The organism is Paenibacillus sp. TSA_86.1 (assembly GCF_052691815.1).
This window is the reverse complement of record NZ_JBQZGE010000004.1, coordinates 208,766-220,918: the sequence shown is the minus strand read 5'-3', so window position 1 is coordinate 220,918 and position 12,153 is coordinate 208,766. Positions and strand designations below refer to the sequence as shown.

Sequence of the window (12,153 nt, the reverse complement as noted above, 5' to 3'; positions counted from 1 at the left end):
CACCCCGATCACTATTTATATTTTCAGTTCATTTAGAAAAAATCCATCTCTATCAGATGGGTCAGTGTATCCTCATTCGTGTTTTCGTCAGCCAATTGGATCTCATTGATTTCTATATCAGGCTCGCGGCATATCGTTGTCAGAATCAGCAGTAAATGTTGTGACATGGCTTCAATCGTTGTTTTTTCAAACAACATCGTGCTGTATTCAAAAGAGGCATCGAATTGGTGATCCGACTCAGTGACATACAGCGTTAAATCAAACTTGGATACGCGATTATTTGGAGCATAAGGCTTACAGGTGATGCCATCCATGTGAATCTCTGACGGACCTGTATTTTGTAATACAAGCATGGTGTCAAACAACGGATTCCGCCGTGCGTCCTTGGTTCGATCCACTTTTTTGATTAATTCCTCAAATGGATAATCCTGATTCTCATAAGCGTTCAACATATGTTCTTTAACTTCCAGCAGATAAGATGCAAATGTTTTATCCGCCGCAGGCTGATTTCGAACAACCAGTGTATTCACGAACATGCCCATCACCGGCTCCAGATCCGCATGTGTTCTTCCTGCAATCGGCATACCCACAATGATATCCTCTTGTCCACTATACTTAGACAACAAAATCGTATAAGCAGCGAGCAAGATCATGTTTAATGTTGTTCCTGTCTGAGCTTCCAATTTTCTCAAGCTTAAGACCAGATCTTCTTTCACAGCAATTTCCATTAGTTCTCCCTCATAACGCGGCGATTCAGGTCTTTCATAATCTGTTGGCAATTCCAGTAGCGGAATCTTTTCACTGAAGACCTCGAGCCAGTATTGCTCCTGCTTTTTCATCCAGTCACTTTCAAGTTGGCATTGCTGCCATTCCGCATAGTCCTTGTATTGAATTCGAAGAGGGGATAACTTTTCTCCGCGATATAACTGACCGAGTTCGGTCATTAAAATCTGCACAGATAGTCCATCTGCAATGATATGGTGAAGATCCACTAGCAGTACATGGCAATCTTGCCGAAGCTTAATCAGTCCTGCTCTCATAAGCGGTGCCTCTCCCAGATCAAAGGCACGAACAAACTGCTGGATCTGTTCTTCCATTTCTTCTTCCACTGCATGAATAGATTCAATCACAAACTTTGCTTCAGGGTAGATGATTTGTCTGGGTTCTCCGTGGATGACTTTAAAACCAGTCCGAAGCGATTCATGGCGATCCACTAACTGCTCGAAAGCTGCTTCCAATCGTGTCCGATCAAGCATTCCTTCCAGCATAAACATACCTGACATGTTGTAGATGAGTTCCTCGCCTGCTTTAATGCTCATAATGTACATTCTCATTTGTGCAGAAGAAATAGGGTAATATTCTTTTGCTATCACTTGAGGAATAGACTGATTCACCTGCTGCTCCAACTGATCCATGTAGCGGGCCATTTGTTCTATCGTCTGCCATTCAAAAACGTCTCTGACCGAGATACGCACACTCAGATTTTGATTGATTTTGTACGCCAGCTTGGTTGCACGTAAAGAGTTACCTCCTACATCAAAAAAACTGTCTTTTATACTGATTTGATCTATACCAAGTACATCCTTCCAAATGGGTAGTAACGTTTTTTCCATGGAAGTCCGGGGTTCGATGTATTCACTTCCCGTTTGTATATTTTCTAGTGGAGGCGGAAGTAAACGGCGATTAACTTTCCCGTTAGATGTCAGGGGCAGTTCATCAAGCTGAATAAAATAAGCAGGAACCATATAATTGGGAAGCAGGATAGAAAGATTTTGTTTCAACTCTCCAACGGTCTTTTCGAAATCCGCCGTAAAATAAGCACATAGGGATTTGTCTCCGTTCTCATCTTCATGTGCAACAACGATAACTTCATTCACACCTGGTACATGTAATAATGCCGCCTCAACTTCTCCCACTTCGATTCGATAGCCTCGAATTTTAATTTGATGATCGAGTCGTCCCAAATACTCGACATTGCCATCCGGCTGCCACCTTACCATATCTCCCGTCTTATACATCGTTGCACCTTGAACAAATGGATCACGCACGAATTTTTCCGCTGTCAGTTCAGGCAAGTTCAAATATCCTCTGCCTACCCCGTCGCCGGAGATGCACAATTCCCCAACAACACCCACAGGCTGAACTTTTTCATGCTTGCTCAATACATACAAACGGTTATTGCCTAACGTTTGACCGATCGGCAGATGATCTCGTCTGTTTTCTGAATCCAGCTCCTCCGGAACCACACGGTACGTCGCAGCATCAACACAGCATTCAGTCGGACCGTAAACATTCATAATGGTTGGCGGCGGGGTATCGTGGAGTGAAAATAAAGCTGTGAATTCAGCAACACTTTGCTGAGAAAGAGCCTCTCCCCCGATGAGCATATATTTTAATGAGATTCCTTGAACGTTTTCTACCCTGGAGAGTAACTTCAGGTGAGCAGGTGTACCATCGGTTAAATCGATTTGGTACTGCTTGTAATAATTCATTAACTCTAGTCCTTCCCCCACCGTCTCCTTGTCGACAACAAATAAGGCATGTCCGGACAACAGCGCACCAAAAATCTGTTTAACCGATGCATCAAAATAGTAAGGAGCTATTAAAGCAACATGCATACCGATATTTGAATCATTCACGACCTGGCTGTACAACGATGTAACCAAATGATGAACCTGACGATGTTCAATCATGACGCCTTTTGGCATTCCCGTTGTACCGGAAGTATAGATTACATAAGCCAGTTGGCTGGAATCCCCTGTCCCTTCCAAGTTGGAGAGATTAGCTGCATAGCTTTTTTCATCGTTCAAATCTACAATTTTCCCATCGAACAGCCCTTTTTGTTTAAGGTGCTGTTGCGTGACCAACAACATCGCTCCTGAGTCACGCAAGATATGCTGGATGCGCTCTTCGGGAGAATCCGGATCAAGCGGTACATACGCCCCGCCCGCTTTGATAATGCCAACGATGCCAACAATCATGTCAATGGAACGCTCTGTCATAATTCCTACAAGTTGATCCGTGCATACACCTTCAGCCCGTAGCGTATATGCCAACTGATTCGCTCGTTCGTTCAATTGACGATATGTTAATTGCTCATCACCATAACTCAGAGCCAATTGGTCCGGGGTTTGTTCTACCTGTGCCTCGAAGCGTTCCTTTACGGTCTGATCTCGGGAATAATCGATTGAACTATCATTAAAATCTTGTAAAAGGACATACTTCTCCCGTTCAGACAACATTTCAATATCAGATAATACAACATCCGGCTCCATCACAATGTCTCTGAGGATATTGAGTAGATGTGTCTTCATTCGGTCGATGGTATTCCATTCAAATAGTTCTGTCTTGTAATTCAAGTGCATCTCCAGATACTCGTTATCCTCTTCAACGATGAACATCAGATCATATAACGATACGCCGAGGTTGATCTCTCTCACTTTAAAATCGCAGTTCTTTTCCTGCCTTGAATTCAACGCTGTATTTTGAAAAATATACATGGTATTAAATAAGGCTGTTCCTGTCGATTCCCGATGTATGTTTAATTTTTCAACCAGATTGTCAAATACATAGTCCTGGTTATTCAATGCATCGAGAGATTGATTTTTGATCTCTTCGAGATAGGATCGAAACGATTTATTCCCGGCAGGCTTAGATCGAATCGCTACCGTCTGAATAAAGACACCGATCATATGCTCAACATCTGGATGATTTCTTCCAGATGTTGGCGTTCCTACGATAATATCTTCTTGAGCTGTATATCGATGAAGCAGCACGTTGTACGCAGCTAACAACACCATAAACAGTGTGGTTCCTGTTTGTTTGGCTAGTCTATTCAGAGACTCTTTCAGATCCAGGTCCAGAACAAATGACAGTCTTGACCCAGCCGAAGTCAAGTGCGGTGGCCGAACAAAATCGGTGGGCAGATTTAGGTAAGGTATTTCCCCACGGAATTGATCCAGCCAGTACTTCTCCTGCTGTTTATATGCTTCACTTGCCATATACTCTTTCTGCCAAGCAGCAAAGTCCTTGTACTCAATCTTGATTCCCGGCATACTTTTTCCGGCATATGCATCCATAAGTTCATTCGCTAGAATAGCCACGGAATACCCGTCCGATATAATATGATGCATCTCAATGAGAATCACTGCATAATCCGCTTCTGCACGAATGAATTCGGCGCGTATTAATGGAGCTTGTGAGCAATTAAACGGTTTAGTAAACGCCTTGATATGCTGCTCAAATGAATCATAGCTTTGCTCTGATCGTTTCACTTGAAAATCAATTGAAGGAGTAATGGCTTGGTAAAGTTCTCCTTCAACGAGATGAAAGCTGGTGCGAAAAGCTTCGTGACGCTGCACCATTTGTTCTAATGCGTCCATTAATCCAGCTTCATCTATATCTCCTCTGACTGTCAGATAACCGCACATATTCTGGAACACACTATTTGGCTCGAATTGATCCAGAAAATAGATTCGTTGTTGTGCAGGAGAAGTCTCGTAAAGCTCTTTGACCTCCAAGAGGCTGATCGGAACAAGTGGGCTTACGTTCTCGTCTGTAATCAGACTGGCAAGCTCCTTCAGGTGTTTATGCTTGAATAATTGAACGATTGAAATATGTTGTTGAAACTGCTGATGGACTTTGGAGAGCATCACTGTCGCCTGCAGAGAGTTGCCTCCAAGATCAAAGAAGTGATCATTTCTGCCCACTTGACCCAAAGACAATACGTCCTCCCAAATCCGCGCCAGCTTTCGTTCAGTATCATTGGCCGGATACACAAACTCGGCAGTATGCCTAACGCTAACAGCACGTTCCGTTTTAAATTGATTGTACATATCGTCTAATCGCGCCTGTTGTTGATCTGAAAATAAGGTCAATGACGAAATCCCGGCTTCAGGATGACTGACCATACGATGCAGTAAACCTATGAAACCTTCAGACCACAATTTCATGATCTCATGTCCGATCAGGTCGGTGTTGTAATCAAAATCCAGATAAATTTCATGGCTGACATCCGTTATATTGAGAAATAAATCATATGAAATATGTTTAATCGGATACGACACAAGCTCCGTTTCTATATTATTGAACTGAAGATGATGAATCGTTCGGTCCATATTAAATAAAATGCGGGTCTCCGGTGCGCTCATAGGGGCAAGCTGCTCGGATACAAGCGTTAATGGGACATGCTGATATTCCATGGCAAGAGCCAACCGCTCTTTAAGCTGAATAATATGGTCCGCAACGGACTGCTCCGCTAACAAGGTATGATGAACAGGCAGAATATTGACACAGTTGCCCATCAAAGCATTTTTCCTCATATGAGACTGACCTGCTGTAGGCACACCGACCACAAGCTGAGACTGCCCTGTAAGCCAGTGCAAAAATAAATGAAACGCGGCAAACATCGTGACAAACAAACTGTTTTTATTATTAATACTTAACGTTCGCAAGGATGCTGTTAAGGAATGATCCAGTTTCATGGAGTATCGTGCACCTGAGTACCCCTTTTGCACCTCAACAGACCGTACCGTTGGTAGAACTACGTTCGGATAAGCTAAGGAAAATTGCTTTTCCCAGAATTGAACCCCATGCTCAAACGCGCCTCTATCCTGTTGAAATTGCTGCCAAGTTAAATACTCACGAAACGGAGTAGCTTCTGGCAATTGAACTGGAATTTTCCGAACAAGAGAAGAGTAAATCTGTTCCAATTCCTGAATAAATAAAGCAATCGACCAGCCATCTGCAATAATATGATGAAAGGTCATCACCATAACATACTCATTCGCTGCTTGTTCAAGCAACGTAATTCTAAACAAGGGTTCCCCGGATTGCAGGTTGAATGCTTGACTTGCATGGGTAGATAACCAATCGGACATTTCCTGTTCTTGCTTCTCGTCGGCATACATGGAGAAATTCAGCCATGTGCAGTGAAATTCCATGCCCGCTCGAACTTCCTGTGTCTCACGATCCACATGAACAATAGTTCGCAGAGCTTCATGACGCTGTACAATCTGATTCACAGCCTGCTCCAGAGCGGACCGATTCATGTGACCCTTCATTTTCAAAATAACACTCTGATTTAATGCCGCATTTGCATCTTCACCGTGCAGTGAAGTTAATAATATTTGTTTTTGCTCCAAAGACAGCGGAACTTCCATTACAGGGGTAGCACCAGGAATAAAGCCCAGCTCCCGCAAATCACTGATCGTCTCTTTTACAATCTTAATGATTGTATTCATGTCATCCATGGAATGAACCGTAGATATAAAACAGTTGCGGCCTTCCCAAATATATAAACCTTTATGGATTAAATGGTAGAAAAACAACTCCATATCCCCAAAGGAAATAAATCTGAACAGTGATCCAAAGTTCACCATCTGAATAGGTACATTCGATGTTTTAAAAACCTCATTTAATTCCTTTGCAAGGTACTCTGTTCTTTCATTTAGTTCTTTGTATAGCGTTCCTGCTTCAGATTGAAGATGCTGCAGTACGGCTAACGTTACTCGCATGGTAAGCGGATGAGTGCAAAACGTTCCACCCACAAAGGTTTTTTTGTCTGCATCGGGAGGAAACGAATGGTCACCAAAATTCCAGGAGCCTCCATCTACAGCATTCATAAATTCCGCTTTTCCTGCCACAATACCAATCGGAAGTCCGCCGCCAACTACTTTTCCATAGGTAACCAAATCCGCCTGAACTCCAAACCATTCCTGTGCTCCACCCAACCCGATTCTAAATCCGGTAATGACTTCATCAAAAATAAGTGCAGTGCCCGATTGTGTAGTAATCTCTCTAAGTTCATGTAAAAACGAGGTTGGTTGAAGATCAGGTCTTCGACTTTGCACCGGCTCTACAAGCACAGCAGCCAATTCATCACCCATATGACGGATCTGTTCTAGGGATTGCGGATGGTTATAATTCAGAATGATCAAATCATCCATTGAGCTTTTCACAATTCCAGGAGCCATGGGCAATGCAGAAGATAAAACTTCTTCGGGATTCGCTACCCCAAGTACGCCGTCATGTGTACCGTGATACGATCCGGAAAATAATACAACTTTGGAACGCCCGGTGACCGCCCTTGCCAAACGCAGCGCAACCATGACAGCTTCGGTTCCTGAATTATAAAAAGCGACACGCTCTACACCTGTCAACTCTGAAATTTTGGTTGCAACATCTCCTGCCAAGTCTGACATGGGACCCAATGGAGGCATCTGCCCTTGAATGCTTTCGGCCATAATATTTTGGATGAACGATGGATTATGACCAAATAGATTGACACCAAACCCCATTGTCAGATCCAAGTATTCGTTCCCGTCGATATCCCATACTTTGGACCCGTCAGCGCGTGTAGCCGTGATGGGATACACCATTTCCTTCCAATACGAGCGGAATCCAGCAACATTGCGATTATTGGCATGCACATAGCGGTTCTGATCTGTTTTTAACTTGGAGCCTTTCGTTTTAGTCGTATACCTCGCAATAAATTGTTCAATATACTGATTCTGGAGCGCTGAGAATGGACTTTCTTCTTGAATTTTCAGTGATTGATACGGTATAAATGGCTTGATTTCCTTGGCGTCGGAATTAGATATTACCTGATTGGTTCCATTCTCTTTACCGTTCTCATTCGTTTTATTATTTTCAATGTTTGATTTCGTATTGGATACTTCTCTGACTTCTCTAACTTCATAAAGTCCATTCTGTTTCATGTGCTTAGGAGCCAGCTGAGCAGCAGTTTGCTCTCCCAATAACAAATTCAGGCTTTTTAATTGCGACTCCATCAGCTGAATCGCAGACACCACAATTTGCTCTGAATGCGCTCCTGATTGGGCTGCATTTGTATGAGAGACCGATGCAGCATGTTGTTTTTCAGAAGGTTCCTGTTCTGGCCTAACACTTGTGTGGGCAGATACATTCTTTTCTTTCGTGTTCTCTGTCACATATTGCACTAAGGCGTTGATATTCGTAAGCGTCTCAAAAAACATTTCCATCGGGATATCCAAACCAAATGCGTCTGATATTTCTTTCTGGATTTGCACAAGAATGATAGAGTCCAGCCCCATCTGCAGAAAATGGGCATGTTCATCTAGTTCTGCCAGTTTCAGACCGGATGCACGACTGATGCTTGTCTTAATTTTCAATTGCACATCGTTTGTTTTTTTCTCCATTGGAACCCCATTCCTTTCTACCTTATGTTTCGCAGATACCGGTTGTTTGACTTCGATCCAACACCTTTTCTGCTCAAATGGATATAAAGGTAATGGAATTTTAGGGATGACCTCGCCTTCATACAACCTCTCCCAATCGATCACTGCCCCTTGTGTAAATAACTCACCGAATGAATGCAAGGATTCTGCTTTTGACAGTGTATAGAGATGGTCAGAAGTGAGTGTTCTGTCTTTTTGGGCATAGCCAAAATAAACATCTGTCAGCTTGTTTTCACCTCGTGAAATTTGTTTCAATTTTTCTAATAGTTCCTGTGTACTCGTTATAACGATGGCGAGACGGTAATCAAGACTGGCTCTTCCCCTACTTGCTGTATAACAGATTTGTTGAACGCTGACGCTGCTGCGCTCTTCTATATACTGAATATACATTCTGATCAGGTCATTCAGCGCCTGTTCATTAAGAGCAGATAACACAAACAGGTGAGGCTCTTGATCCGAAGTTTGGTGTACTGTCTGTGATGGAACATATTCTTCAAGAACCACATGCGCGTTTGTGCCGCTGAAGCCAAACGAGCTGACTCCGCATCGTATCGGTCGATCCACATCACCCAAATCCATCAATTCCCGATTCACATAGAATGGTGAGGATTCAAATCTCAAGGCAGAATTAGGTTTATCAAAATGAACCAATGGTGGAACCTTTCTATGCTGTAACATGAGAACAGATTTAATTAATCCGGTTATACCCGCAGCTTCAAAACTATGTCCCATGTTGGTCTTGGCGGACCCGATCGCACAAAACTGTTTTCGATCCGTATATTTTTCAAATGCTTTACGTAAAGCATTAAATTCAACGGGATCCCCTAATTTAGTCCCTGTTCCATGTGCTTCTATAAAGTGAAGTGTGTCCGGAGAAATACCGGCTTCTTTCCACGCCTGTTCAACTACATTCGTCTGTGACTCAGGATTAGGTGCCGTAATTCCCACCGTTTTTCCATCCTGATTAATTGCACTTCCTTTAATTACGCCATAGACATAGTCGCCGTCCGCGATGGCTTGCTGCAGTGGCTTTAACATCACCGCCCCGACACCTTCTCCAAATCCCGTGCCGCTTGCATCTTCGCTAAATGCTCTTGTCAATGCATCAGGTGATTCCATGTCCAGTCCGATACTGATTGGTAATAAGGAGGTTCGAATGCCTCCTGCAATGGCCATCCTGCAATCTCCTGCAAGTAAACCTTTACATGCCATATGAACCGCAACAAGTGAGGAGGAACAAGCCGTATCTATCGTTATTGCTGGGCCTTTCAAATTTAAAAAGTATGCAATTCTGCTCGCTAGCACAGACGGTAAATTACCAATAATATAATGTTTGATCTCTGATGCATAACTTGCCGTGATAAGCCGTTCATAATCATAGCCGACCTTGGAATAACCCACATACACCCCTACATGACTTCCGCTGATCTCCGCACCTGCATATCCCGCGTCTTCGAGCGTATGCCATGCCGTTTGCAGAAACATTCTTTGATTTGGGTCCATAAATTGAGCGGTTTTCGGGGTTACGCCAAAAAACGAATAATCAAATGGATCAATTTGATCTAAATAGCCCCCCTTGATCCTTTCCATTCCATCCATATCACTACGAATAGACTGAAGATAATCCGCTGCGTCTTTTATCCGACGTTCAGGATAATTTTGAATACAGTGCTTCCCCTCTTCCAATACATGCCAAAACTCACTTGCATTGGAGGCTCCGGGAAGATTCATAGACATACCGATAATGGCGATATCATTGGACGATGACTGATGCTTCGGAGCGGGATGCACACTCTCGTTTTCACTGCGGTCACCAGCCAGATATCCTACCAAATCCGTTATAGAGGGATAGGTGAAGAGATCCGTAACAGCAAGCTCTTCTCCATATTTTTCTTCTAACCGCTCAGCAATCTGGGCCAGCTGCAACGAAGTGGCACCCATATCAAAATAACTATCCTCAAGTTCAATTTTCTTCCCGACCAACACTTCTGAAAATAGAGATATTAATTCCTGTTCCAGAACTTGAACGGAAACAGGCACTTTTTTTCTTTGCTTGTCATTCATAAGCTCTTCTTGGATAAGTGCTGATTCTGTTAAAAACTTCCCTGCTTCATATTCCTTGGCTAAATGATAACGCTGGATTTTTCCACTTGTTGTTTTGGGTAACTTTTTAACGGGCAGTACTTCCTTGACACTCCATCCTCCATGAATGTACAGGTGTTTTTTAATGTTCATAGCTAACGGCACAAAGTGTTCAATCCTTTTTTTATAAACGACAAATACAATAATCTCTTCACTCTGACTACTCGAATCATATACACCGCAAGCAGCAATTCTGCCGAGATCAACCTCATCCAGTTGAATAGCCACACGTTCGATATCATGGGGATAAATATTTTTACCATTAATGAAAATAATGTCTTTCTCCCGTCCTGTGACCACAAGAGTACCGTTCATGGTAAAACCCAGATCCCCTGTATTCACCCATCCATCGCGAGTGAACAACTTCTCGGTTGCCAGTGGATTATTGTAGTATCCTTGGGTGACGTTCTCTCCCTGAATTTGTATTTTACCGATAACATAATCCGGAACAGGGTTCATCTCCTCATCACATATCCGGACATGACAATAGTCAATAGCCTGACCAACGACAGCGAACGAAGCCACATGCTCTGCTTCCTTCTCAACTTCGACAACAAGTTCACCAAAATTCAAATAATCGCGGTGGACATACACCGAAGCAAAAGCTTTCTCTACTTCAGGAAAGGAGACAGCCACTGAGGCCTCCGCTAATCCATATACGGTGAACATAGCTGTTCTCTTCAACTGGTATGCTGACAATACATTAAGGAACTCATCACATACCTCTGGTAATATGGGTTCGGCCCCATTATAGATGACTCTGACACATGACAGATCCCATCCCTCGGCCTTGTCCTCACGAAAAAAATTCAAAAAATACCTATAACCAAAGTTAGGAGAGGATAGAATGGTTGCTTTATGTTGATTGACTTTTTTCATCCATAGAATTGGTTTTCGAATAAATAATTCCGTTGGGATCAGATACTGGTGAATACCTGCCACTAGTGGTACGAGGTGGAATCCGATCAAACCCATATCATGGGTGAGGGGCATCCAGGAGAGAAAACTATCTTCTATACTGATCTTTGCACAATTGATTGCAGCACATGCGTTGTATATCAAATTGCGGTGTGTGAGCATGACTCCCTTAGGATCACCGGTTGATCCGGACGAAAATTGAATAAACGCCAAGTCCTCTGACTTGGGCTCATTATATTTAACAGCATCATATTCATATACCTTGTCCTGTATTATTTCCGCTCTCTTCTCCAGCTGACGATGAAAATCAGACAGTTCATGCTGCAAAGCGAATTTTTTCATTTTATCAAGCACCTTCTCAGATGCAATCATAAAGGGGGCATTTAACAAATCCCAAATACGGCATACTTTCATATTTTGTTCTTCATCTTCACCAATACTTACAGGTACGGGTATCATTCCACCCAGTAAACAGGCCCAGAACGCGATTAAAAAGCGTTTGTTTTCTTGAATCTGAAAAATAATTTCCTGCCCGGGTTGTAATCCGATTTTTTGTAAATATCCCAAATAACCTTTGGCTGCATTAAATAATTCACTATAGGACATCCAAGTTTCGATTTTATCAGAATCAATAAAACGAATACCCCGGTCTGTCATTTTGCTTCTGTCGCGAATGACGTCAACGAGTGTTTGAAATTGACTGGTATACATATCTCTCCTCCAAATGGATCATCTCTGGAAAACTTATCTAATTAGTTACACATATTTCTTGCAAAATTTTACCATAGAAATATATGTAATTTCAAGAAATTTATTGTTACTATATGGTAAAAAATAGTTTTTATTGGGAGTGTGATTTTACATATTCACGACAATG

General features: G+C 42.6%; 1 protein-coding gene. It reads right to left on the bottom strand.

Annotated features, from left to right (window positions below):
* Window positions 1–32: 32 nt before the first annotated feature.
* Complete coding sequence (locus ACUTVW_RS12215; RefSeq protein WP_445646052.1) at window positions 33–11,987, bottom strand: amino acid adenylation domain-containing protein; 11,955 nt, start codon at window positions 11,985–11,987, stop codon at window positions 33–35.
* Window positions 11,988–12,153 lie beyond the last annotated feature (166 nt).